The sequence below is a fragment of the Psychrobacter glacincola genome (assembly GCF_965118485.1).
Lineage (GTDB): Bacteria > Pseudomonadota > Gammaproteobacteria > Pseudomonadales > Moraxellaceae > Psychrobacter > Psychrobacter glacincola_D.
The window spans coordinates 24,199-48,656 of sequence record NZ_CBCPJH010000017.1 but is presented as its reverse complement, the minus strand read 5'-3'; the positions used below and the strand labels follow the sequence as shown (position 1 = coordinate 48,656).

At 42.0% G+C, this 24,458-nt stretch carries 21 protein-coding genes; 10 read left to right on the top strand and 11 right to left on the bottom strand.

Going from position 1 to position 24,458, the window contains the following annotated elements:
• Nucleotides 1–122 precede the first annotated feature (122 nt).
• Together ACMHKH_RS08060 and dcd are read left to right on the top strand one after the other, a co-directional pair.
• Nucleotides 123–1,274, top strand: a complete 1,152-nt coding sequence (locus ACMHKH_RS08060; RefSeq protein WP_413520125.1) for a DUF2804 domain-containing protein — start codon at nt 123–125, stop codon at nt 1,272–1,274.
• A gap of 136 nt (nt 1,275–1,410) precedes the next feature.
• On the top strand, nt 1,411–1,986 hold the full coding sequence (dcd, locus tag ACMHKH_RS08055) for a dCTP deaminase (RefSeq protein WP_010199897.1): 576 nt from the start codon (nt 1,411–1,413) through the stop codon (nt 1,984–1,986).
• A 90-nt stretch (nt 1,987–2,076) separates the two neighbouring features.
• Here dcd and ACMHKH_RS08050 read toward each other — a convergent pair whose 3' ends face one another.
• From ACMHKH_RS08050 to ACMHKH_RS08025, 6 genes are all read right to left on the bottom strand, one after another.
• Nucleotides 2,077–2,520: a ClpXP protease specificity-enhancing factor gene (locus ACMHKH_RS08050; protein ID WP_413520124.1), complete on the bottom strand. Its 444-nt coding sequence runs from the start codon at nt 2,518–2,520 to the stop codon at nt 2,077–2,079.
• Nucleotides 2,521–2,646: 126 nt separating this feature from the next.
• Nucleotides 2,647–3,261, bottom strand: a complete 615-nt coding sequence (locus tag ACMHKH_RS08045) for a glutathione S-transferase N-terminal domain-containing protein (protein ID WP_413520123.1) — start codon at nt 3,259–3,261, stop codon at nt 2,647–2,649.
• Between the two features lie 225 nt (nt 3,262–3,486).
• Nucleotides 3,487–4,200, bottom strand: coding sequence for a cytochrome c1 (locus ACMHKH_RS08040; RefSeq protein WP_413520122.1), 714 nt, complete (start codon nt 4,198–4,200; stop codon nt 3,487–3,489).
• Nucleotides 4,200–5,420 carry a cytochrome b gene (locus ACMHKH_RS08035; protein ID WP_413520148.1) on the bottom strand — a complete coding sequence of 407 codons (1,221 nt, stop codon included), beginning with the start codon at nt 5,418–5,420 and terminating at the stop codon, nt 4,200–4,202. Before ACMHKH_RS08035 ends, ACMHKH_RS08040 begins: the two co-directional genes overlap by 1 nt.
• A 7-nt stretch (nt 5,421–5,427) precedes the next feature.
• Nucleotides 5,428–6,012, bottom strand: coding sequence for a ubiquinol-cytochrome c reductase iron-sulfur subunit (gene petA / locus ACMHKH_RS08030; RefSeq protein ID WP_413520121.1), 585 nt, complete (start codon nt 6,010–6,012; stop codon nt 5,428–5,430).
• Between the two features lie 429 nt (nt 6,013–6,441).
• The gene (locus ACMHKH_RS08025; RefSeq protein WP_413520120.1) at nt 6,442–8,385 is read right to left on the bottom strand and encodes an ATP-binding cassette domain-containing protein; all 1,944 of its coding nucleotides are present in this window, start codon (nt 8,383–8,385) and stop codon (nt 6,442–6,444) included.
• Nucleotides 8,386–8,585: 200 nt separating this feature from the next.
• Between ACMHKH_RS08025 and ACMHKH_RS08020 the strand changes: the two genes are divergently transcribed.
• The 3 genes from ACMHKH_RS08020 (at nt 8,586) to ACMHKH_RS08010 (ending at nt 12,357) form a co-directional block, all read left to right on the top strand.
• A complete protein-coding gene (locus ACMHKH_RS08020; protein WP_413520119.1) occupies nt 8,586–8,867 on the top strand; it encodes a SlyX family protein in 282 nt (93 codons plus the stop codon).
• Between the two features lie 223 nt (nt 8,868–9,090).
• Nucleotides 9,091–10,482 carry an outer membrane protein transport protein gene (locus ACMHKH_RS08015; protein WP_413520118.1) on the top strand — a complete coding sequence of 464 codons (1,392 nt, stop codon included), beginning with the start codon at nt 9,091–9,093 and terminating at the stop codon, nt 10,480–10,482.
• Nucleotides 10,483–10,842: 360 nt separating this feature from the next.
• A complete protein-coding gene (locus ACMHKH_RS08010) occupies nt 10,843–12,357 on the top strand; it encodes an outer membrane protein transport protein (RefSeq protein ID WP_413520117.1) in 1,515 nt (504 codons plus the stop codon).
• A 399-nt stretch (nt 12,358–12,756) separates the two neighbouring features.
• Here the strand turns inward: ACMHKH_RS08010 and putP are convergent, their stop codons facing one another.
• Nucleotides 12,757–14,256 carry a sodium/proline symporter PutP gene (putP, locus tag ACMHKH_RS08005; protein ID WP_413520116.1) on the bottom strand — a complete coding sequence of 500 codons (1,500 nt, stop codon included), beginning with the start codon at nt 14,254–14,256 and terminating at the stop codon, nt 12,757–12,759.
• Between the two features lie 508 nt (nt 14,257–14,764).
• A complete protein-coding gene (locus tag ACMHKH_RS08000; RefSeq protein ID WP_413520115.1) occupies nt 14,765–15,637 on the bottom strand; it encodes a LysR family transcriptional regulator in 873 nt (290 codons plus the stop codon).
• A 318-nt stretch (nt 15,638–15,955) separates the two neighbouring features.
• Here ACMHKH_RS08000 and leuC point away from each other — a divergent pair, with 318 nt between their 5' ends.
• From leuC to ACMHKH_RS07975, 5 genes are all read left to right on the top strand, one after another.
• Nucleotides 15,956–17,374 (top strand): 3-isopropylmalate dehydratase large subunit, encoded by a 1,419-nt coding sequence (gene leuC / locus ACMHKH_RS07995; protein WP_413520114.1) that lies wholly within the window; start codon nt 15,956–15,958, stop codon nt 17,372–17,374.
• 47 nt (nt 17,375–17,421) lie between these two features.
• Complete coding sequence (gene leuD / locus ACMHKH_RS07990) at nt 17,422–18,072, top strand: 3-isopropylmalate dehydratase small subunit (RefSeq protein ID WP_413520113.1); 651 nt, start codon at nt 17,422–17,424, stop codon at nt 18,070–18,072.
• Between the two features lie 209 nt (nt 18,073–18,281).
• The gene (locus ACMHKH_RS07985) at nt 18,282–19,028 is read left to right on the top strand and encodes a hypothetical protein (protein ID WP_413520112.1); all 747 of its coding nucleotides are present in this window, start codon (nt 18,282–18,284) and stop codon (nt 19,026–19,028) included.
• Nucleotides 19,029–19,248: 220 nt separating this feature from the next.
• Nucleotides 19,249–20,352: a 3-isopropylmalate dehydrogenase gene (gene leuB / locus ACMHKH_RS07980; RefSeq protein ID WP_413520111.1), complete on the top strand. Its 1,104-nt coding sequence runs from the start codon at nt 19,249–19,251 to the stop codon at nt 20,350–20,352.
• A 433-nt stretch (nt 20,353–20,785) separates the two neighbouring features.
• Complete coding sequence (locus ACMHKH_RS07975; protein ID WP_413520110.1) at nt 20,786–21,907, top strand: L,D-transpeptidase family protein; 1,122 nt, start codon at nt 20,786–20,788, stop codon at nt 21,905–21,907.
• A 201-nt stretch (nt 21,908–22,108) separates the two neighbouring features.
• On the opposite strand, the gene infA is transcribed toward ACMHKH_RS07975, so the two are convergent.
• From infA to ACMHKH_RS07960, 3 genes are all read right to left on the bottom strand, one after another.
• Nucleotides 22,109–22,330 carry a translation initiation factor IF-1 gene (gene infA, locus ACMHKH_RS07970; protein WP_010199824.1) on the bottom strand — a complete coding sequence of 74 codons (222 nt, stop codon included), beginning with the start codon at nt 22,328–22,330 and terminating at the stop codon, nt 22,109–22,111.
• 124 nt (nt 22,331–22,454) lie between these two features.
• Nucleotides 22,455–23,285 (bottom strand): tRNA pseudouridine(38-40) synthase TruA, encoded by an 831-nt coding sequence (gene truA / locus ACMHKH_RS07965; protein WP_413520109.1) that lies wholly within the window; start codon nt 23,283–23,285, stop codon nt 22,455–22,457.
• 45 nt (nt 23,286–23,330) lie between these two features.
• The gene (locus ACMHKH_RS07960; protein ID WP_413520108.1) at nt 23,331–24,416 is read right to left on the bottom strand and encodes an asparaginase; all 1,086 of its coding nucleotides are present in this window, start codon (nt 24,414–24,416) and stop codon (nt 23,331–23,333) included.
• Nucleotides 24,417–24,458 lie beyond the last annotated feature (42 nt).

Genomic DNA, 24,458 nt, shown 5'->3' with positions numbered 1-24,458 from the left:
TTGGAGCGTTTGAATAACCAATGAATTGTCGTTTGCTATGATAAGGAAGTAGTAGCAAACGACATCTACCGTATAAAAAGCCGCTAATATCTTGGTATAAATTTGGCTAGGATGCCGCCATTATGACTCAATATAATACTCAGCAATCTTTCTCTGACCTCTCTAATAAATTGGAACCAGAGGTGCTTGAGCAACTTATTCAAAATGGTCAACCCACTTTTGGCGTTTTCTTTCAAGTCAAAAGTATTAATTATCTGGATTATCATAGTCACCTTATTTCGCAAAAACCCTTACCCAATTGGCGTAAACACTTAAAAGCCAACCAATTCTGCTTTATCCAAATTGTGCACTCGCCTTATCGAGTCTGTTTGGCACTGGCGACGATTAAACTTGCGACTAGTGCATTCGTATATCTTTACAATAATGAGACTGAGCAGCTAGAAGTTTGCGAAGCCTTGCAACCTTTGACGCATCAAACGCAATTAGAAGGTGACTGCTATCAAGGGCAAATGGCGTTTACCCATAAGCATCTGACATTGACGTTAGATTTTACCCCGTCACAAGTCAATGTGGTACTAGACAGCCAATTCATCGCTCTTGATGCTGCGCTACAGCGACAAGCACAACCATTGGCAGTTTGTACTCCAACAGGTAGGCGCGGCTGGACTTTTACGCAAAAAGAGCCGCTTACTAAAGTCGTAGGTCACTTAGCTATTAAAGCCAATTTAACGTTTAATGACGAACAACAAGCTCGGAAAATAGTATTTTGCGATAGCAGCATTGCCAATCTCGATTGGACGCTCGGTTATATGCGTCATGAAACCAATTGGTTTTGGAGCTGTATCAATAGCTACTTACCAGACGGTCGCCATTTTGCTTTAAATTTAGCGATGGGCGTTAATGAGACGGGTGCTAGTGAAAATGCGTGCTGGCTTGATGGACAGATAGTTTATCTGCCGCCAGTAATGTTCGTTCGTGATGGTTTAAATCTGCGGACCAATGAGCAAGATAAGGGTGCTAAAATCGTAGCAAGCTTAGATAGTATGCCGCAGCCTTGGCGCATCTATCATCAAAATCTTGGCTGGAGCAATGTCGATATTGATTTGACCTTTACGCCGGCAACGGTTTATAAGAAGACAGATAACTTTGGTATCGTTGCCAGTATTTTTGAGCAATGGCTTGGTTTTTATAGTGGTGAAATTCGTATTAAAGATGAGGTGATTAAGTTTGATAAGGTGATAGGACTGGCAGAAGATCATTTTGCAAAATGGTAGGTGAGTGTAAGGTTGACCAGAAATTTATTTTAAACGCAGGCAAGCCTATAAATCACGCCATCAATTCCGTATAATCGTCGCTATCAAAATACCATTCATATCATCACTCTTATTTTATATCTGCTAAGGAACAACAATGTCTATTAAGTCTGACCGCTGGATTCGTAAAATGGCCGAAGAACATGGCATGATTGAGCCGTTTGAAGCGGGTCAAGTACGCTTTAATGATGCCGGCGAGCGTTTAGTCAGCTATGGCACTTCAAGCTATGGTTATGATGTACGCTGTGCGCCTGAGTTTAAAGTTTTTACCAATGTCCATTCGGTAGTCGTTGATCCTAAAAATTTCGATGAAAAAAGCTTTATTGATATCGTAGGCGACGAATGTATTATTCCACCGAATTCATTCGCATTAGCACGCACGATGGAGTATTTCCGTATTCCACGTGACGTATTGACTATTTGCCTAGGTAAATCAACTTACGCTCGCTGTGGTATCATCGTCAATGTTACGCCACTTGAGCCTGAGTGGGAAGGGCATGTTACTTTAGAATTTAGTAATACTACCAATCTACCGGCACGTATTTATGCGGGCGAAGGGGTTGCACAAATGCTATTTTTCCAAAGCGATGCGGATGATGTCTGCGAGACCAGTTATAAAGATCGCGGTGGTAAATACCAAGGTCAACGCGGTGTGACATTACCAAGAACTTAATCGTTGTTGAGGTTGCAACCCTTTCATGTCGATAATAAAAGAGCCAGTCATACTTGATATGACTGGCTCTTTTTTGTGTAGCAGATTTTATTATTTTAAGACTTTTAAGCCGGCTTTATTATCGCGTTTAGGCTTAGGAGCGGCAACATTCGTTTTAGAGCTGCTACTCGCAACAGCGTCTTCGTCAGGCACATAATTATCATATTCATCAGGATCAAAAAACATCCCTTGAGAGTTCTCTTTTGCGTAGATACCGAGTACTGCCGTCAGCGGTACCCAAATCTCTTGTGACACTCCACCAAAGCGCGCGCTAAAATTAATATAATCATTTCCCATACTCATATTACCCGTAGCACGGCTAGCAATATTAAGGACGATACGACCATCTTGTACATGTTCTTTTGGAATCTGCACATTGTCAGCAGTGGCGTCGACCATCAGATAAGGTGTAAGTGCATTATCTTCTATCCATTGATATAGGGCACGTACCATATAAGGACGTGTTGGGGTAATAGAGGTGGTTTCTTCGCTCATTTTTGGCTTCCTACATTGACGGTATTAAATAAGGGTTAAAAGGTATTAATAGCAGAATGTTATTGATAGACATTCATTTACGCTCAATCATTTATTATTTTAAGGCAGCGATTGGCTATTGTCTAATTAACGCACACTTTTTTGAAAGCTTTCACGTTCAAAGACACGTTTTTGATAGTCAAATAAAGGACGACTAATAGCACGCGGCAACTCAATCTGCATCTCTTCTAATCGCCATAATAGAGGCGCTAGCAGCACGTCACACCAGCCAAAGTCATCTGCCATAAAGTAAGATTTATGCGCAAATAACGGCGATATAGTGATGAGCGAATCGCTCAGCTGCTTTCTAGCCATGGCAGCTTGAGCTTTATTGAAGCTATCTGGGTGCATAAGCAATCGCTTACCGAGTGCTAGCCAGTCACGCTGAATACGCCATGCTAACTGGCGAAATTTTGCCCGCTCTTGCGGCGTCTCAGGCAGGAGTTTATTGGCATGGTAACGCTCTTCAAGATACTCAAAGATGACGTTTATCTCATATAGCGCAATCTCACGCTGCTGCAAGACAGGTAAAGTATGATAAGGATTTAGCTCAGTCAAATCTTCAGGGCGTTCAGAATGCAGACGTGATAAATAATAGGCGAGCTTTTTTTCTTCAAGCAATAGGCGCACTACATGACTGTCGTAGCCGTCATCAGCGTATAAGATTAGCTGACTACTTGGAATGTCATTCGCATCAATCATGAAAGCCTAATGTTAATAGTAAAGCCTGTCATCGTAAACAATGTCGTTCTATTTATCAAGATAGCGTACGTAAACACTGTTTATTAAAAATCTGGTGCTGAAAACATAGCGCTTAAAATTTTGCCGTTTAGCGTATTTTTAGTGGCTTATTTATAGAGTTTGAATGCAAAAAAAAGCACTACCGAAGTAGTGCTTTTTATTTCGCTTATACAATGCTTATTCGTATTATTTTACGTCTTTCCAGAATTCTTTATTCAATAAGTAAACTGGAATCAATAACACTAACAAGAATAAGATTACAAAGAAGCCAATTACTTGACGGTCATGACGGACAGGTTCTGCCATCCATGCCATAAAGTTAACTAAATCACCGACTTCAGATTCAAACTCTTCTTGACTGAGCTCTTCTTGCATATTATGCAATACATGAGGCATAGCAGCATTGGCAAGTACTAAGTTATTAGCACCCCAAGGACGGCTTGGATCTTCATAGAACGATAGTAGATAGGTATAAACCCAGTCATCACCGCGCAATCTGGTCTCAAGCGATAAGTCCGGTGGTGCAGCGCCAAACCATGATGCTTGTACTTCAGGGTCAATCTCAGCATTGATGTGGTCACCGATTTGATCGGTGGTCACCATCAAGTACTTTTCAACCAACTCAGGTGGTATCTCTAAATCTTTAGCAATGCGCGAGTGACGGACATACTGTGCTGAGTGACACCCAGCGCAGTAGTTCATAAAGTTTTTCGCACCGTTTTGTAACGAGCCTTTATTGGTAAAATCAATAGGGGCTGTACTACAAGCTAAATGTTCTTCAACACCGTCAGCATTGGTGAACGTACCGCAGCCACTACCTGATGCTAGTGCCGTACCAGCAGTCAAGGTTAATGCCGCGCCTAAGCCTAAACCTGCTAGGGATTTAATTAGCGTGCTCATTAGTGACCTCCGGTAACGCGTTCTGGTGGCTGTTTACACTTTTCAATAGAGGTGTAAATTGGCATCAGTAAGAAAAACAAGAAATACAACACAGTAAAGATACGAGCCATCACTGTTGCTGTTGGCGTTGTTGGCGTCGCACCTAAATAACCCAATACTAAGAAGCTAATCGCAAACACCGTTAAGGCAATTTTAGATAAAATACCTTTATAACGCATCGAGCGTACCGGCGATCTGTCGAGCCAGGGGATCAAGAATAGTACGGCAATCGCGCCACCCATTGCAATCACACCACCAAGCTTATCAGGAACCGCACGTAAGATGGCATAGAAAGGCGTGTAATACCAGACAGGGGCAATATGTGCTGGCGTTTTCAGCGAGTTCGCTGTCTCAAAGTTTGGTGGCTCAAGGAAGAAACCGCCGCCTTCTGGGAAGAAGAATACCACTGCAAAGAACAAGATAAAGAAGACAACAATACCAACCATATCATGCACAGTGTAGTACGGATGGAATTCGATACCATCTAATGGCACACCGTTTTTATCTTTTAGCTTTTTAATGTCAATACCATCAGGGTTATTTGAACCCACATGATGCAGTGCCACTAAATGCATAAAGACTAAGCCGACAAGTACTAAAGGAATTGCCACAACGTGTAGAGCAAAGAAGCGGTTTAGTGTGATACCTGAAATAATGTAATCACCACGAACCCATTCAGCAAGACCATCGCCAATCACAGGCAATGCAGCAGGTAAGTTTAAGATAACCTGAGCACCCCAGAATGACATGTTGCCCCAAGGTAGTAGATAACCGAAGAAACCTTCCGCCATCAATGCTAGGTAAATACCCATACCGATGAGCCAAATCAGCTCACGTGGTTTTTGGTATGAACCATATAGTAAGGCTCTAAACATATGCAAGTAGACAACGACGAAAAACGCGGATGCGCCAGTTGAGTGCATATAACGAATGAGCCAGCCGCCTTTGACATCACGCATGATGTATTCAACAGAGGCAAACGCCCCTTCGGCACTTGGGTTGTACATCATCGTCAGCCAAATACCAGTAACTAACTGATTGACCAGTACGACCATTGATAACACGCCAAAGAAGTACCAAAAGTTAAAGTTCTTTGGAGCATAGTACTTTGACATATGGTATTCATAGGTTTCGGTCGCTGGAAAACGCGCGTCCACCCAATGCATTAATTTTTTACCCATGCTCATATTAAGCCTCCCCAATCGTCAAGATGGTACCATCCATGTTGTAATCTGGGATGGGTAAGTTAAGCGGCGCAGGGACACCACTATAAACACGACCGGCTAAATCGTATTTAGAGCCGTGACAGGGGCAGAAAAATCCACCGAACCAGTCATTACCACCTAAGTCGGCCGCACCAACATCAGGACGGTAGTTAGGCGCACAGCCTAAATGCGTACAGACGCCTTCTACCACTAATATTTCTGGTGAGATAGAACGTCCAGTATTTTTACAGTACTCAGGTTGTAAAGAGGCATCAGAATCAGGGTCAGACAACAATGGCTTTACTGAGTCAAGCAACTTCAGCATCTCTTCAGTACGCTTAACTACAAAGATAGGTTTGCCACGATATTTGATGACAACCATTTGTCCTGCTTCGATAGAACCAATATCTTGGGTCACTGCCGCACCGGCAGCCTCAGCTTTAGCGCTTGGGGTCCAAGAGCGGACAAAAGGTGTTGCCACAGCAGCTACCCCAGCTGCACCAATTACGGCAGTCGAGGCAATAAGAACTCTACGGCGTTGTACGTTAACGCCTTCGGCATGGCTCATTAATACTTCCTCCAGGTGAATGAAATGGGATTATCCCACACTGGGTTTGTGGCTTAGAAAATGACAATTATCAAGCCACGTTAGCTGTGCCTAATTTTGCTAATTGTTACTATTCTAAGCTATTTTGGTCATAAAATAAATTATTGTGTTAAAAATAAAGCAACCGCAATAGGGCACGCTACAGTGTTAAACAAGGCAATCTGAACATAACGTCTTGATTATCAATGTTTAACGCCTGCTTTATTTTAACAAAAATGTTATGGTTAATGACCTTATAAATGATAAGGGTATTCAGCAATAGGGAATGATACTTGAAATTAAGACAATGTTCACTAACTTTCAGTACATCACTACTTTGTAAGTCGCTGTGACATGATAATTGCTACTTTATCTTATAAAATGGCAATTATCGTGTGCGTAAAGACTTAATTAGCTCTCCAATGTGTTCCAGCGTTCAAGCTTATTCATCATCTCATCTTCAATGGCATGTAAACGCTCACTAGCAGCGGTTGCCGCATCAAAGTCTTGATTGAACCATGAGCCATCAGCCAGCTTTTCTTCCAGCTGAGTTTGTTCCGCCTCTAAAGCAGCAATCTCTTGTGGCAATGCATCAAGCTCACGCTGGTCGTTAAAGTTGAGCTTTTTAGCGCCGTTATTTGGTTTTGCTACTGTGGCTGATTTATTACCTGCTTTGCTAGTAGTGGTATTATTACTAGCAGATTTAGCTGCCTTAGAAGCTTCTACGCGATTTTTTTGTACTAGGTACTCTTGATAGCCGCCAACATATTCGCTGACTGTTCCTTTACCGTCTTCATCGGTATCAAATACCCAAGTCGAGGTGACGACGTTGTCCATAAATGAGCGGTCATGGCTAATAAGCAAAATCGTGCCGCCAAAGCTTGCGACTGATTCTTCTAGTAGCTCAAGGGTTGCCATATCCAAATCGTTGGTAGGCTCATCGAGTACAAGGATGTTGGCAGGTTTTAATAGTTGCTTGGCAAGCAGCACGCGATTACGCTCACCACCTGATAAGGCTTTCACTGGCGTACGTGCACGCTCTGGGGCAAATAAGAAGTCTTGCAAATAGCTCATAATGTGTGTCTTACGACCACCGACTTCAACGAAGTCTGAACCTTCTGAAACGTTTTGTGCCACACTGGCTTCAAGATCTAATTGGTCACGCAGCTGATCAAAGAAAGCTATTTTTAGGTTAGTCCCTAATTCAACGCTGCCGGTTTTGATGACATCATCATCAGACATGTCGAGTAGAGCTTTAATAAGCGTGGTTTTCCCCGCACCATTAGGACCGACAATACCGATTTTGTCACCGCGCATGATAGTGGTGCTAAAGTTATCAACCAGTACATGGTCATCATATTGCAGATGTAAATTTTTAACTTTACAGACCAGCTTGCCGCTTTTCTCGCCTTGACCCATGGTAATGTTGACATTACCTACTTGCTCACGGCGCTCGCCACGTTCTTCACGCAATGCTTTTAAGTCACGGACACGGCCTTCATTACGGGTACGGCGCGCTTTGATACCTTGGCGAATCCAAACTTCTTCTTGTGCTAACTTTTTATCAAAGTTGGCATTGTTCTTTTCTTCTGCCAATAACTGTAGCTCTTTTAGCTCTTGATAGCGGGCATAGCCACCTTCACCTTGAGTCACGTCATAACTGGTCAATTGACCACGGTCAAGCTCAATGATACGAGTCGATAATTTATTCACGAATGCTCTATCATGGGTGACGAACAGCAATGTCAGACCTTGCCAGTCTAATAAGAAACGCTCTAACCACTCAATACTATCAACGTCTAAATGGTTGGTTGGCTCATCTAGTAGTAATACATCAGGCTTGGTCACTAAAGAGCGCGCTAATAAAACACGACGCTTACGACCACCTGATAAAGAAGATAAGTCGTCTTCAGGATCAAGACCCATCGTCGTAATCAGGCGCGTCGCTTCACGCTCTAAATCCCAACCATGCACCGCATCAATATCATGCTGCAAGTCTGCCATACGCTCGCAGGCATCCATGTCACCATTGGCACATAAATCAGTTTGCGCATTATAGTTGATCAGTAGCTCAGCAGTGCGTTTGCTGCCGCCCATGACGATATCTAAAATTTTACCGCTAGTCTCGGGCACATCCTGCTCAAGCATCGCGACGCGTACGCTATTATTAATGATCACTTCGCCGCTATCAGGCAACAAGGTGCCATTGATTAGCTTAAATAAGGTGGATTTGCCTTCGCCATTGCGACCAATTAAACACACGCGCTCGCCTGCATCGATAGCAAAGTCAATGCCATCAAGGACAGGAGCGACGCCAAAGGCAAGGTGAATATCTTTTAAATGTATCAGTGCCATAGAATATCTTAAGCTTATATAATAGTGAGGTAGGGGTTGTTGCAAAATTTGCAGCAGTATAACATGCTGCCAGCTAACTGTAGTGCGCGTAAAGCGAATTATCAGCACAATTTAATCGTTAAAACGTCATGTAACCGCGTAAGTATTTTACCGACCCTTTAGACATCGCTTTATTATTTTAATATCGAATCGAGAAAAATATGAATGAGACAAATCCAGAAAGTAAAAATGTATCCAATATTCAAACTCATCATCTATCTACACAAGCTAATGTAGAATCACAGTTAGTTGAATTGCAGATGAATATGTCTCATCTTGAGCTTACCGTAGAGAGATTGGATGAGGTGATTACTCGCCAAGATAAACATATCCAAACCCTACAACGGCAATTGCAATTTATATATAAGCAAGTTGAGAGCCAAGATAGTGATAGTGGAATAGCGCCATTTGATGTAATAGCTGATAGACCGCCTCATTATTAGTCTTATTAATTACTATTTCTAATCAGCAAACAAATAAAATTATTATTTGATGAATTACATGTTTGTTTTTGAATAAATATACTCTCCAGTGACTATCCAGTCATATTAGGGAAATATTATTGTTTTAGTGTAAAAAAAACATTAGTATCCTTTCCCTTATGTACCGTCTACCTGACCAAGGTCGGTATCGTGGTAAAACAATGTGGATGTTTGGAGACACACAATGGGCGCAAACTTTAACCTTAAAACTCTTACAGTGGCTATCGCTGCTTTTTCTGTTGCTAGCGTTGCAAGCGCAGCGGGTCTTGATCGTTCAGGTCAAGATATCACCGCATTTTTGCAAGACGGTGTATATGCTGAAGCGGTTTATACTTATCTAGATGCTGATGTTAGTGGTTATGACAACGCTTATGTTGGTGATGATAAAAATGCTTACCAGCAAGGTAACAAAATTGGTGACATCGCGGAGTCTTATGATTTTTTCCGTTATGGGGTAAAAGCAGATATCAATGACACATTCAGTGTTGGTATTTTATATGATGAGCCTTTTGGCGCAGCGGCTGACTATAGTGGTGACAACAACTTTGTCGCTCAAGGTGATCGTAATGCTACTATCAATGCTATATCGGGTGGTAAAATTAAAGATTTTGCATCTGCGGCTAAAACAGTAGGTGAAATTAAGTATAAAATTGATAATAAAATCGAATTAACGCCTACAGAGCAAGCACAGTACAAAGCATTTGGACCAGCTGTGGCTGCTGCACAAGCAGAGTTTAATACTAAAGGCGAAGGAACTAACGTTGAAGTTCGTACTGAAAATATCACAGCAATTCTTGGTATGAAATTTGGCGAAAATAAAAACTTCCAAGTTTATGGCGGTCCGGTTGCTCAACAAGTGCAAGCAGACGTAAAACTACGCGGACTAGCATATAGCGCTGCGACTGGTTATACAGCTCATATCAGCTCAGATCAGGATTATGGATGGCTAGCAGGTGTATCTTATAGTAAGCCTGAAATTGCTCTGCAGGCTGCACTGACTTATCGCTCAGAAATCGATCATACCCTACCAATATTTGAAAGCTATCCTGTCGCTAGTATTGAAAAAGCTGGTGAAATAGATATCACTACTCCAAAATCTGTAAACTTTGATTTTCAAACAGGTATCAATCCAACGACTTTAGCCACAGCAAAAGTACGCTGGGTACCATGGAGTGATTTTGCGATTGTACCTCCTGTTTATACAGAGGTAAGTAAAGCACAGTACCCTGAAGGTTTATCTTTAGTGAGCTATGACGAGGATCAATGGCAGGTAGAGCTAGGCTTGGCAAAACGTTTAACGCCTGCCTTAGCTGTTACTGGTAATATCGGCTGGGATAGTGGTGCTGGTAATCCAGTCACTTCTTTAGGTCCTATCGAAGGTTATTACAGTGCAGGTCTTGGTGCAAAGTATAATTTGACTGACAACTGGGCTATTTCTGCTGGTGGTAAATACCTATGGTTTGGTGATGCAAAAGGTCAAATACCAACAAAGAATGTTGTTAGTAACTTTGAAGACAACGATGGTTTTGCTCTTGGTGTGAAACTGTCTTACCAAGCGAAGCAAAATTTTAACTAAGCGCTTGTGGCTTAAATCTAGATCAGACACTCTCAATAACTTCAAAAACGATCCTTAATGGGTCGTTTTTTTATATATTAAAATTCTAGAATTAATAGTTATTAGATTTAAGTTTGTTAAAATTTGAGTTCATAAGGCATTTAAAGTATCTTTAATAAACTGTTGTTCGTTCATTGCGAACTTTAATAACTGTACTGAAGAGTCATTATTGAGAAATAAAGTGTTTTAAGTGTTGTTTTAGTGTCAAAAAGTGATTACTATTCATTTAGGACGTCGTTTACATAATCTTATATTTCAAGTAACAATACTGAATATTAATTATGCAGGCGGTTAAACAATGAGGATGTTTGGAGATACCCAATGCGCGCTACTTTTCATTTAAAAACTCTTGCTGTAGCGATAGCTACTCTTTCTGTAGCCAGTATGACCAATGCTGCAGGTCTTGATCGTTCAGGTCAAGATATCACTGCATTCTTACAAGATGGCACTTACGCTGAAGCGGTATATACTTATATCGATGCCGACGTTAGTGGTTTTGATAACGCACGTGTTGCTACTGATGACGCAGGCTATGTTCAAGGTAAGAGTACAGGTGATATTGCCGAGTCTTACGACTTCTTTCGCTATGGCGTAAAAACAGATATTAACGACACTTTTAGCATTGGTATCCTGTATGACGAGCCATTCGGCGCTGCTGCCGCTTACACTGGAGATAGCAACTTTACAGGTGCTCCAACTGCAGCAATTGATGGGCTTATTGCTCAACAATTAAATGGAAAAGTTCCAGGGCAAAATATTACGAGTGCTCAAGGCTTAAATGCATACGTTAAAGGTGCTCAGCAACAATTAGAAGCAGGTAGACAGCAAGTCAGACAAGCGGAAGCAGCCCTTGCAGCAAATCCTACGCTTGAATCTGTTTTACGCCCTCAGATCGTTGGCGGTAAAGCACAAATTGCAGCTGGTGAAGCGCAATTGGCTCCTCTGGTAGGGCTAAATGGTTACGCTGCTGGCCAGCTTGCTAATACTGAGGGTACCAACGTTGAAGTACGTACTGAAAGCATTACTGCTATTATGGGTATGAAGCTTGGCGCGGATAAAAACTTCCAAATTTATGGTGGTCCAGTCGCTCAGCGCGTTCAGGCTGATGTAAAATTGCGCGGTAGTGCGTATGGCCCTGCCACAGGTTACACCTCGCATATTAGCCCAGATCAGGACTATGGTTATATATTAGGCGCTTCTTATAGTAAACCTGAAATTGCTTTGAAAGCGGCACTGACCTATCGTTCAGAGATTGACCACAGCATGAACATTAATGAAACATATCCATTGGCAGGTCTTCTAGCAGGCAATCCAGCAGCCGCGACTCAAAATAATGCTATGGAAATTACAACACCAAAATCCGTAAACTTTGATTTCCAGACAGGTGTTAATCCTACAACTTTAGCAACTGCAAAAGTACGTTGGGTACCATGGGGTGACTTTAATATTACGCCACCATTATATAATGCAGTTAGTAAGAATAACCCTGCATACGGTCCTGATGGCCTAGCACTGGTTGAATATGGCGATGATCAGTGGCAGGTAGAACTTGGTGTTGCCAAGCGTCTAGCCCCAGCATTAGCAGTTAGTGGTACGGTTGGTTGGGATAGCGGTGCTGGCGATCCAACGACTTCACTAGGTCCTATCGATGGCTACTACAGTGTTGGCTTAGGTGCTAAATACAACGTTACTCCTGAATGGGCAGTATCAGCTGGGGGTAAATACTTATGGTTCGGTGATGCTAAAGGTCAATTACCAACCAAACAAATCGTTGGTGATTTCCAAGACAATGACGGCTATATCCTAGGTATGAAACTGTCTTATCAAGGAAAGTAAAACTTTATTTTAAATGACTAAATTATAAATAAAAAAGCGATACATTAATTATGGGTCGCTTTTTTATTGTCTTCATCGATATAAATCTAAAGGGTATGGATTAAACTCAATAACATCGATACTTTGATGTTCAAATGCTGCTTGCAGTATGTCATCCAGATAGAAGCTGCAAATATAACCATAATAACACTGCAGGTACTTTAAAATTAGTAGATAGTCACTGCCAGATTGTAAGCTGTAGAGAGGCACTTACTTTCATACTTTCTTACGTTAATTGATGATATAAGGTTAGCTAGCGTAAGTTAATATTGAGAAAACCTGATAATATTTAATAAGACAATAAAAAACCTCGCCATCATAGCGAGGTTTTCTAATTTAACAATAGCAGTTGAAAGATGCTTATTTATCTAAGTTCATTTCCATCTCTTTAAATTTCGCTGTGATGGACGCTTGTGGACCGCCCGTCATGATACTAACAGCAAAGATAGCGATAGTGCTTAATACAAAGCCTGGAACAATCGCATATAACCAGCTGTTAAGCGCCATACCGTTCATCTGGAAAGGACCATAGATCCATAAGATAACGGTTAATGCACCAACGACCATACCAGCAACCGCACCATTTCTATTCATACCACGCCAAATAAGACTAAAGATAACTAGCGGACCAAATGCGGCGCCAAATCCTGCCCAAGCGTTAGAGACCAAGCTTAGTACAGAGCTTTCAGGATTAGAAGCTAGTAAGATGGCAATGACTGCAACCACAATAACCGAAAGACGACCAACCATTACTTGGCGTGCTTCTGGGGCATCTCTATCGAAAAACAGCTTATAGACATCTTTGGTTAATGAGCTTGATACGACCAATAGTTGTGATGAGATCGTACTCATGATCGCAGCTAAAATAGCAGCTAATAAGAAACCAGAAACTAATGGTGTAAATAAGAATTGAGTGAAGACTAAAAATATCGTTTCAGGATCTTCTAACGTCATCGCTGTTTTTTGTACATAAGCGCGACCAGCGAAACCAGTCATCAATGCACCAACTAAACTCACAATCATCCAGCTCATACCAATGTTACGTGCCGTTGGTATATCTTTAACTGAGCGAATTGCCATAAAGCGTACGATAATATGTGGCTGACCAAAGTACCCCAAGCCCCAGGCTAATAAGGAAATAATACCCATGATGGTCATACCACTGGTAATATTAAGCAGGTTTGGATCAATGTTTCGAACTGCTTCAGTTGTGGCTGATATACCGCCTAAGTCAGTAAAGGCGACGACTGGTACGATGACCATCGCAAATAGCATGATAACGCCCTGTACGAAGTCAGTCATTGATACCGCTAAGAAACCGCCGAACAAAGTATAAGCGACGACCACACCAGCTGTGACCCAAAGACCAGTGCTGTAAGGTAGGTTAAGTGAGCTTTCGAAAAGTTTACCACCACCAACTAAGCTGGCTGCGGTATAGACAGTAAAGAATAAGATAATAACCACTGCTGAGAACACGCGCAGCATATGTGATTTATCTTCAAAGCGGTTAGCAAAGTAATCGGGTAGCGTGATTGCGTTGTCTGCAATCTCGGTATAAACCCGTAAACGTGGTGCGACGATAATATAGTTTAAGAAGGCACCCATCGTTAAACCAAGCGCAATCCAAATACTCACAACACCATCGGCATACATATAACCTGGTAGACCAAGTAGTAACCAACCGGACATGTCTGAAGCACCTGCTGACAGTGCAGTAACAGCGGGACCTAAACTCCGGCCGCCAAGCATGTACCCTTCAGTGTCATTAGCTTGCTTAAAATAAGCGTAGACCCCAATACCGATCATCACTAAGAAATAGGCGCCAAGTGATATCAGCACGCCACTAGAAACTCCGTTCATATAAACTATCCTTAACCAACAAGGTTGGCGGTTATTATTTTTAACAAGAAAAATTAAGTCTTACAAGACGCTGCTCAAAAACAATACCTTGAGAGAAAAATCTAAAGACGAAAAAAGCCATTAAGTAGGACATAATGGCTTTTATTCACAATCTTCTGTTAGTTTTATATGATTGATGCTGTTCTAAGACTGATATTTATAGCATCCTGGTTGATCTAAAACGGCAAATTTATCGATCGCTTTACATTCTCATTGCTCGCATTAGCTCATTATATATAAGTATCAATCGTTTATATAACCAATCATTTAAAACCATTAAACCTACTGCTTACCATCATATATTACTAGAACGCTTCAATATATGACTATCAGTACGATTGAGGTAAATTTATGTTATCTAAACAACGTCAGACGTATTATAACGTATGAATGCTACAAATGCGAATGGGCTACTTCTCTCAATAAGGCGCCTTTCTTAGTTCAGTTTTTTAAAGATTTTTCTTACTCTTTACTCAATAGGCGCTAGTAAATCTAATAATGCCGTCACGCTGCTCGATTGGGTCAGTTTTGGATTAATAACCACGCCCAAATAACGCTGCAACTCGATATTGTCTGCCATATCAATACGCTCTAAGTCTTGGCTAATCATGGTTTGCGGCAATACCGACCAACCAAGTCCCACAGACACCAACATTCGAATAGATTCAAGTGGATTGGTACTCATAGTGGCATAAGGCTTTAGGTTGTGTTTAGCAAATTCAGCCAAGGTAATCTGAGTGGTAAAGGTATTGGCAGAGGGCAAAATAGCAGGGTAGCGTGCTAATTGCTCAAGCGTGACGTTAGATTTTGTGGCTAACGGTGATAAGGTGCCAGTCATAAAGTAGAGTGGATCTGACCATAAAGTATGATAGGTCAGGCGTTTATCATAAACAGGCGGCAGCGTCAGAAAGGCTAAAGACAAATCACCATCAAGGACTGCTTTATGAGCGGTCTCTGAATCGACAAAATGCACCTCTAACTGTACGGCAGGATAGGCTTGGATAAAGTGTTTCAGCACAGGCGCTAAATGATGCAAGCCTATGTGATGACTGGTACCAATAACAAGCTTGCCAGAGACAATATGCTTAGAATGCTGCAAGTTAATTTTGAAGTTTTCATAGTCTTCAAGCCAGCGTTTGGCGTGTGGCAGCATCTCACTAGCGGCTTGAGTCGGCACGATGCCGCGACCTACTGTGTCAAATAAGGTAATATTGAACTCATCTTCCAAGTTTTTGATGCGTTTACTGACCGCAGGCTGAGTAATAAACAGCTTTTCTGCTGCACCTGAAATACTGCCTGTATTCATCACAGTCACGAATGTCGTTAAGTTCGTAGTATTCACACCGAATTCCTTAGCTAAATATTAAGCTATAAATAAAAGTTGGCTAACCCAATCATAATGTATTAGAAATAAAAGTTTGCAACCATACAAAAATCATCAATTATTATTATAGGATTAGCCTGCTATAATCACAAGACATCAAGACGTATTCTGACATATTTATTGTATTTACTTGATAATTGGCGCCATAACTCTTATTTTAGGTGCCAATTATAGCAGTCACTCTTTTATTTTAAATAAAAACCTGGCTCGCCTTAATCTGGGCAAACGCTAGGTAAACGAAAAATGAAGTCATTAGCCACTAAAAAGGATAGCAACATGGCCGGTCAAACGTTATATGACAAACTTTGGAATGCTCACGAAGTCACCAAGCGTGATGATGGTTCGAGCCTGATTTATATTGACCGCCATTTGCTGCATGAAGTCACTAGTCCGCAAGCATTTGAGGGTTTGGAGTTGGCGAATAGAGCGCCTTGGCGTTTGTCAGCCAATATCGCCAGTCCGGATCATAACGTGCCTACAGTCACCAAAGAGCGCTCAGAAGGCGTGGCAGGTATTAAAGATAAAGTATCACGCTTACAAGTCCTGACATTGGATGAAAACTGTGCCAAGTTTGATATCGCTGAATTTACCATTAACGACGCCCGTCAAGGTATTTTGCATGTTGTCGGTCCTGAGCAAGGCTTGGTGTTGCCAGGTATGACCGTCGTTTGTGGTGATTCGCATACTGCCACGCACGGCGCACTTGGTTGCTTAGCACATGGTATTGGTACCTCTGAAGTTGAGCACGTGTTGGCAACCCAATGCTTGATTCAAAAGAAATCAAAAAATATGCAAATTCGTGTCAGCGGTGAGCTTGGCGCTGGCGTGACCTCAAAAGACATCGTGCTGGCTATCATTGCAAAAATCGGTACCGCTGGCGGCACAGGATATGCTATTGAGTTTGCCGGTCAAGTCTTTGAAGACATGACGATGGAAGGTCGTATGACTGTCTGTAACATGGCGATTGAAGCAGGTGCGCGCGTAGGCATGGTTGCCGTCGATGATACGACAATTAATTACGTAAAAGGTCGTCCTTATGCGCCAACCGCTGAGCAGTGGCAACAAGCAGAAACGTATTGGCGCACCTTTTATTCAGATGATGATGCCGTATTTGATAGCGTGATTGAGATTGATGGTAGTCAAATTGCGCCACAAGTATCTTGGGGCACCTCACCTGAGATGGTTGTTGATATCACCCAGTCTGTGCCAACGCCAGATCAAGCGATTGATGAAGCGCAAGAGGAGGGTTGGTTACGCGCTTATACCTATATGGGTTTAGAAGCCGGTCAAAAAATTACCGACATCCAGCTTGACCGTATCTTTATCGGTTCGTGTACCAACTCACGTATCGAAGATTTGCGTGATGCCGCCGCGGTAATTAAAGGTCGTAAAGTGGCTGATACTATCAAAGAAGCCATCGTGGTAGCGGGCTCTGGGCAAGTGAAGTTACAAGCAGAAGCAGAAGGTTTGGATATCTTGTTTACTGATGCTGGTTTTGAATGGCGTGAGCCGGGCTGTTCTATGTGTTTAGCGATGAACGCTGATAAACTTGAGCCACAAGAGCATTGTGCTTCAACTTCTAACCGTAACTTTGAAGGTCGTCAAGGTAATGGTGGTCGCACTCATTTAGTCAGTCCAGCGATGGCAGCAGCAGCAGCATTAGCAGGTCACTTTGTGGATGTGCGGACGTTTTAGTTATTACGCGCTATTTAATAATAAGCACAATATCGATAGGAAATACTATGCAAGCTTATAACACTCAAACCGGTATCGTTTGCCCACTGGATCGCGCAAACGTCGATACCGACCAGATTATTGCCAAACAGTTTTTAAAGTCTATTAAACGTACCGGTTTTGGCGTCAATCTATTTGATGATTGGCGTTATCTTGACGAAGGCTATCCGGGTCAAGACAATAGCACTCGCGTTATCAACCCTGACTTTATTTTAAATCAGCCGCGTTATCAAGGCGCTAGTATTTTGTTAGCGCGCCGTAACTTTGGCTGTGGCTCTAGCCGTGAACATGCCCCTTGGGCGCTTTCAGAATATGGCTTTCGTACGGTCATCGCACCAAGCTTTGCTGATATCTTTTATAACAACTGCTTTAAAAATGGCATGCTACCAATAGTATTAGATGAAGAAATCGTTGATAGCTTAATGAAAGCGACGTTTGCCAACGAAGGTTATGAATTGACGGCTGATCTTGAGCGTCAGGTAGTCGTTACCCCAACGGGCGAAGAATATGCGTTTGAGGTTGATGACTTTCGTAAACACTGTCTGCTAAATGGTCTTGATGATATTGGACTGACCTTACAGCAAAGCGATGGGATCAAAGACTATGAGCAAAAAATGCTGCAAAAAACGCCGTGGATATTTAATGACGTTAAAGCATAGTCATTCATACTGGCAATGTTATAAATTGAAAAATTAGTAATGGCAAAAATCAAACAGCAAACGTAACTAAATCAAGCAAATGATAAGTCATCATAAAAAATAGCCCAGCGCTAATACAGCGTTGAGTTATGGTGAGTAAGTGGCTAAAATGACAGGTAATCTATTTTTCCTTTATTATATTTCTCACTTTATAAATAGTAGCCGCCATTATGAATAAAATATGTTTTGCTATCTGGACAAGCGCGGTGATTGCCGCAAGCTTAGGGTTATCTGGCTGTCAATCGTTGACAGGCTATCAACAGATAGAGCAAGCAGAAAACGCAAAAACTTGGACGGGTAATATCAAGCCTATCGCTGGTGAAGTAAATATTGCCTGTGTCGGTACTTATCACTGTGAGATTGCTAGCATTGATAATAACCGCATTATAGGTAGTGATACGCATGAACCTATTAGTCCTGCTATGTTGGTCGCGATGAAAAACGTGAATGCAAACAGTAAAAATCGCATTAACAATAGACATAGTAAGGCTTCAATGACTATGGATATGACACCGCTCGTTCACAAAAACGAGGTGAAGATTGTACCTTTGTCGGCGTCTGGTATCGCTGGGCTCACCAATTATTATGCCCGATTAAAACCTGCCAAACGTGAAGTGCAAGTCAATTTCTATCCAGAAAATAACTTAGGTTATGTCGAGCGTTTTGCCATGATTCATGATTTTGCGACTCCTGGAACTTATCAGCTGCGTGCTTATCAAAAGAAATCCACTCAAAGCTCGGGTAGCTTGTTAGATACCGCATCGCCTGAGCCGTTATGCGTTGAGCTATATCAAGGAAAGACAGTAGAGCGCCGTTTCTGTAAAGAGATAGGTGAGCATCAAGGGGAGTTTGTAGAAGCTCGCGTTGTGAAAGCGACACCAGTACAATCAAAAGTGAAAGTAAAGACCAAGGTGTGATAATCAGAATTTAAGAGCCAAATTTTAATAGTCAAAGTTTGACAGGCAAGCCAGCTTATTTTTAAATATGGATTTTTATCGTTTAAAATTAAATTTTTAAAAAAACAATAAAATATACGACTTCTTGCACAATTAATTGTACAAGAAGTCATTTTTTAAAATCCTCTCACTACATGAGAGCAAGATTATAAACAACACTTACTTACCCACAAGGATCAGTATGGCAACGATTTTAACACTAGCAGGCGATGGCATCGGTCCTGAAATCATGACCCAAGCTATTGATGTGCTCAATGCTGTCAATAATAAGTTTGCGCTAGGTTTGACCCTTGAGTCTGGATTGATCGGCGGCGTAGCATTTGATGCAACGGGTGAGCCTTTGCCAGAAGAAACGTTACAGCGCGCGCGTGCAGCAGATGCAGTGTTATTAGGTGCGGTTGGTGGTCCTAAATGGGATAGTATTGAGCGTAGCAAGCGTCCTGAGCGTGGTCTGCTTAAAATTCGTAGTGAGCTTGGCTTGTTTGCCAATCTACGCGTCGCAAAACTTTATCCGCAGCTGGTAAATGCATCAAGTATCAAACCTGAGATTATTTCGGGCTTAGATTTGCTAATCGTGCGTGAGCTAACAGGCGGTATTTATTTTGGTGAGCCGCGCGGCATTCGCACGTTAGAGAATGGCGAGCAGCAAGGCTACAATACTATGGTATATAGCACGAGCGAAATCACTCGTATTGGCAAGGTTGCTTTTGAATTAGCGAAAACCCGAGCACAAGCCGCTGGCACAGCAGCCAAAGTTTGCTCAATAGACAAAGCCAATGTTTTAGAAGTGACTGAGCTTTGGAAGCAGACGATGATTGAGCTGCAGCAAGTGGACTATGGCGATGTCGCGTTATCGCATATGTATGCTGACAATGCCTGTATGCAGCTGATTAAAGACCCAAAACAGTTTGATGTCATGGTAACCGGCAATCTGTTTGGTGATATCTTATCTGATGAAGCAGCAATGCTGACAGGCTCTATCGGGATGCTGCCATCAGCAAGCCTTGATGAGGCTGGCAAGGGTATGTACGAGCCTTGTCATGGCTCAGCCCCTGATATCGCTGGACAAGACAAAGCCAATCCGCTAGCGACTATCTTATCTGTCGCGATGATGCTGCGTTATACTTTTAAGCAAGAAGAGGCTGCACAAGCGATTGAGCAAGCAGTCAGTGAAGTGCTCGACGATGGCTTACGTACGGTTGATATCTTAGATCGTAGCGAAGCCGGACTTAAACAAGTTGGCTGTCAAGAAATGGGACAAGCTGTATTGGCAAAATTGATTTAATTGATATCGCCTTAATATGAGCTGCCTTATTAAATATTGACAATAGTAAACCTACCGTTAAAAACCCATAAGTTGCCAAGCAATTTATGGGTTCTTTATGCGCTCTTTATTATGCATATTGCTGTTATACAAAATTATTGTTTGCCAGTGTTAACGCATTTCACTATAAAGCTGTATAAAGACCTTTGTTTTAACACAGATGCTGCATTCTAAGACGCTTATTAACACAATGCCGTTATAAGCCTACAAAAGCGTGTGGCAACATAGGTCACTTGTAATTGAGATGAATAACCTAGCTAAATTAAAGATAGATAGGCATTTATATTCATCTAAATATCGACCTGTAAAAGTAGTCATTTGAGTAAATAAGGTTTTCGAAAATTATAAAAATTTAAGAGTAATAAAAATATCATTTAGAAATTAGGAGTGTTACATGTATCGATTAACGAAAATCAGTGCGGCAATAGCAGCGATTGGTTTATCAACAGTTTTGTTTATGAATCAAAGTATTGCTGCGACTAACAACCCAAATGTCGCCAATAAAACTACAGCTAGCAGTACCACTGATGTAAGTCCAGTAACTAATGGTGTGAGTCAACAGGTTGCTGGTAAAAGCAAAACAGCTGTGTCTTTAAATAAGTTTTTACCGACTATTAAATATACAACCGACAATTTGCCAGCGGTGGCGCAAAAGGTAAATAGTGCTACTTGGAAACAAGGTATGAAGAGAGATCGTGATACTACTACCAAGCTGCAAGCGCTACTAAACTGGCAGCAAAACGGCGTTGGTGCAGTTGATGGGTCTTGGGGAAAGAATTCTCGTAAAGCGATGCAAGCTTTTCAAATGGCAAATGGGTTGGCAGTGACTGATACATTAAATACTGAGACCTGGCAGGCATTAACCAAAAACGATAAATTGATGCAGCAACCAGTGTTAGTGAGCTATCAGCTTACTGATGCAGATGTTAATATCAAAACCACAACGATTCCAGCAGGTGCAGAAGCCAAATCTAAACTTGAAGGGATGTATTATGAAACTGTCATTGAAGGTTTGGCAGAAAAGTTTCATATCAGTGAAAACTATCTTAAAACACTTAATCCAAACGCTAAATTCGCGGTAGGCGAAACCATTACGGTTTATAATCCTGGTAATCCTAACACCAAGCCCGTTAGTCGAGTGGTTGCTGACAAGACCACCGAGACATTATATGCTTATGATGATGAGGGCAGCTTGGTCGCTAGCTATCCGACCACAGTAGGGAGTACGGCTACGCCATCACCGACTGGCATACATAAAGTCGAAGTAAAGGTACACGAGCCTAATTATACTTATACAGCAGAAAATGGCAGCAAGTCTATTTTGCCGCCGGGTCCCAATAATCCAGTAGGATTAGTATGGATAGGTCTCAGTAAGCCATCATACGGCATTCATGGCTCACCTGACCCTGCTCGTATCAGCCGTCAAGCATCGGCAGGTTGTATACGTTTAACCAACTGGGATTCACTAGCTCTATTAGGCGTGATACAAAATGGGGCAACCGTTGAATTTAAATAATCAATAAATTTTAGACAAAAAAAATACCGCTGATAGGTAGCGGTATTTTTATGATAAAAGCAAAATCGATGTCAATATTAATATTAACTTACTAAAATATGATAGGCAATAATGAGTAGGTTAGCAGTATCATTATTATTATCAGTTAAACCACTCAAGCATTATAATCATGCTCTTATAACCATTTTAGTAGATAAAGACTTAGTTCTTACCACGATAAGTGATGCGACCTTTAGACAAGTCGTAAGGTGTCATCTCAACCTTAACTTTATCACCAGTTAAAATGCGAATGTAATGCTTACGCATCTTACCTGAAATATGCGCAATGATTTCGTGTCCGTTTTCTAAACGAACTTTAAACAAAGTGTTCGGAAGGGTATCAATAACTTCGCCTTCAAATTCAATAATCTCGTCTTTTGCCATAATTTGTGTCATCAATCAATTTAAAATAAGCCCATATTATACGTAAGTTAGCAGGTTAAAGCAATACAGAACCTGATTTTTACTTGACAGCCTGTAAGTGATATGTATATCAGTTCATACTAATCTAGTCGGGAAGGTTTAGCCAAATAGGGGTGAGCGGCGCATTGGGTAACAAGGTTTGAAAATGCTCAGGATAATAGGCGTTAATAAAATATAGTCCATCACCCGAAGCGGTAGGCGGTGCTATCGTGCGATCCTTTTTAGCCAAAATATTTAAAAAGTCCGCTGGCTCTAATTCGTGTCTACCGATAGCGTAGAGCGTACCCATCAAGTTTCGCACCATATGATGCAAAAATCCATCAGCTTGAATATCGAATACGATAAATTGACCATGAGCAAAAAGATTGGCATGGCTAATGTTGCGTACAGGCTGATTGGATTGACAGGCAGCAGCACGGTAGCTACTAAAATCGTGTGTACCGACGATATCAGCTGCTGCGAGCTGCATGGCTTTTAGATCAAGCGGCTCATGAATATGCGTTACTTGATGGTTCAGAATGGCAGGACGCTGGGTTTGATTGAGGGTAACGTAACGATAACGACGGGCAATAGCGGCAAAACGCGCATGAAAGTCAGCAGGCATTGGCTGAACCCAGCGCAAGGCGATATCATCAGGCAGCAGGCTATTCACACCGCGCAGCCAATTGTGCGTAGGCCTATAAGCATGAGTGACAAAATGGGCAATCATATTGCTGGCATGAACGCTTGAATCGGTGCGTCCTGCGGCAATCACTTCTACTGCCTCATTAGCGACAGTGCTAATAGCGTTCTCTAACGCTTGCTGTACGCCCAGTACTTCTCTTTGGCGTTGCCATCCATGATAATTGGTACCCAAGAATTCAATAGCAATCGCTAAGGTATAAGTTGGGCGGTTTGCTTCGATGTTTACAGTCATAGGTATGGTCATGTTAAAGCTTATACAGAATTTATAGATAAAGGCTTAGCGTTTTTTAATACTGGTGGCCGTTTGCTGGACGTTATTTAACCAGCGTTGACGCCGCCGTGCTGGACTATCATAGCGCAGCAATAACCAAAGTAGGCGTGCATAAATAGCCGGAATGGTCAAGCGCCCACCGGCAATCACTTGATAATCGTATTGCCAACTGCCTGCCGCATAGGTGTCGCTCACGCCGCCAAACGGTGATTGGCTGGCACATACGACCATATGACCTTTTTCATAAGCGAGTTGTAGTGCTTCTGCTAACTCTTCTGAATAAGGGACATTGCCAGCACCGTAGCCTAATAAAATAATGCCACAAGGCGGCTGTGTTAATAACGCTCTTAGCTGTTGGTTTAGTACATCAGTATCATTGGGCATACAGTATAAAGCATGGAGGCCAGCATGTTCAGCACGAACTACAATATCAGCGCTAAGATCCTGTTGGTCATCAAGCCAATGCTGACGACGTGTTTCTGGCAAGGTTTTGATATAACTGTTGGCAGGGTATGCCGCTCTAGAGTGACCAGTAAACGCCATAAAATCATGGCTGTGTATTTTTTGTACCGTTTGCGCTGGCCACGACTCGCCGCCAAAGGCAGTCTTTACGCCTGATTCACCGGCGGCCGCCAGTTTTAACGCATCAGTAAGGTTATTCCAAGCATCGCTTTGGGCATCGACTTTATAAGTATGTAGCTCTTCACTATCTAGCAACGGACGCATACTACCGGTGACAACCACGCAAATATCACTACCCGCAAAAGCTTCTGCTAAAAATGCGCCCAAATAGCTGAGGGTATCCGTGCCTGTGATTAATACAAAACGTCTACCGCCTTGCTGATAAGCGCACAGCAGCAGCTGATAAAAATGCACAAAATCACTAGGTGTAAACTGACTGCTGTCTTTAATCAAGGCGTTATCAAGCCATGATATCTGAGGTAGGTTACTTGTATTGTCTTGTTCAGACAGTAGTTGCTGTAGGGTCGGTAAAAACACCTCTGCTGACAAGGGTGCTAACGGACGACCATAGCTACCAAAAGTACCACCAGCATAGATAAGTTGAACAGGTGCAGGTATTATATTTGTCATAGAGAAGAGCGCTGTATTATTTTTGATTAGACATACTATAAA

Coding starts and splice junctions, on each gene's coding strand:
- ACMHKH_RS07975 (WP_413520110.1), top strand. CDS start 20,786: ATGTATCGATTAACGAAAATCAGTGCGGCAATAGCAGCGATTGGTTTA.
- ACMHKH_RS08020 (WP_413520119.1), top strand. CDS start 8,586: ATGAATGAGACAAATCCAGAAAGTAAAAATGTATCCAATATTCAAACT.
- ACMHKH_RS07960 (WP_413520108.1), bottom strand. CDS start 24,416: ATGACAAATATAATACCTGCACCTGTTCAACTTATCTATGCTGGTGGT.
- ACMHKH_RS08035 (WP_413520148.1), bottom strand. CDS start 5,420: ATGGGTAAAAAATTAATGCATTGGGTGGACGCGCGTTTTCCAGCGACC.
- ACMHKH_RS08015 (WP_413520118.1), top strand. CDS start 9,091: ATGGGCGCAAACTTTAACCTTAAAACTCTTACAGTGGCTATCGCTGCT.
- leuB (WP_413520111.1), top strand. CDS start 19,249: ATGGCAACGATTTTAACACTAGCAGGCGATGGCATCGGTCCTGAAATC.
- truA (WP_413520109.1), bottom strand. CDS start 23,285: ATGACTGTAAACATCGAAGCAAACCGCCCAACTTATACCTTAGCGATT.
- ACMHKH_RS07985 (WP_413520112.1), top strand. CDS start 18,282: ATGAATAAAATATGTTTTGCTATCTGGACAAGCGCGGTGATTGCCGCA.
- ACMHKH_RS08045 (WP_413520123.1), bottom strand. CDS start 3,261: ATGATTGATGCGAATGACATTCCAAGTAGTCAGCTAATCTTATACGCT.
- ACMHKH_RS08040 (WP_413520122.1), bottom strand. CDS start 4,200: ATGAGCACGCTAATTAAATCCCTAGCAGGTTTAGGCTTAGGCGCGGCA.
- ACMHKH_RS08010 (WP_413520117.1), top strand. CDS start 10,843: ATGCGCGCTACTTTTCATTTAAAAACTCTTGCTGTAGCGATAGCTACT.
- infA (WP_010199824.1), bottom strand. CDS start 22,330: ATGGCAAAAGACGAGATTATTGAATTTGAAGGCGAAGTTATTGATACC.
- ACMHKH_RS08060 (WP_413520125.1), top strand. CDS start 123: ATGACTCAATATAATACTCAGCAATCTTTCTCTGACCTCTCTAATAAA.
- dcd (WP_010199897.1), top strand. CDS start 1,411: ATGTCTATTAAGTCTGACCGCTGGATTCGTAAAATGGCCGAAGAACAT.
- leuD (WP_413520113.1), top strand. CDS start 17,422: ATGCAAGCTTATAACACTCAAACCGGTATCGTTTGCCCACTGGATCGC.
- putP (WP_413520116.1), bottom strand. CDS start 14,256: ATGAACGGAGTTTCTAGTGGCGTGCTGATATCACTTGGCGCCTATTTC.
- petA (WP_413520121.1), bottom strand. CDS start 6,012: ATGAGCCATGCCGAAGGCGTTAACGTACAACGCCGTAGAGTTCTTATT.
- leuC (WP_413520114.1), top strand. CDS start 15,956: ATGGCCGGTCAAACGTTATATGACAAACTTTGGAATGCTCACGAAGTC.
- ACMHKH_RS08050 (WP_413520124.1), bottom strand. CDS start 2,520: ATGAGCGAAGAAACCACCTCTATTACCCCAACACGTCCTTATATGGTA.
- ACMHKH_RS08025 (WP_413520120.1), bottom strand. CDS start 8,385: ATGGCACTGATACATTTAAAAGATATTCACCTTGCCTTTGGCGTCGCT.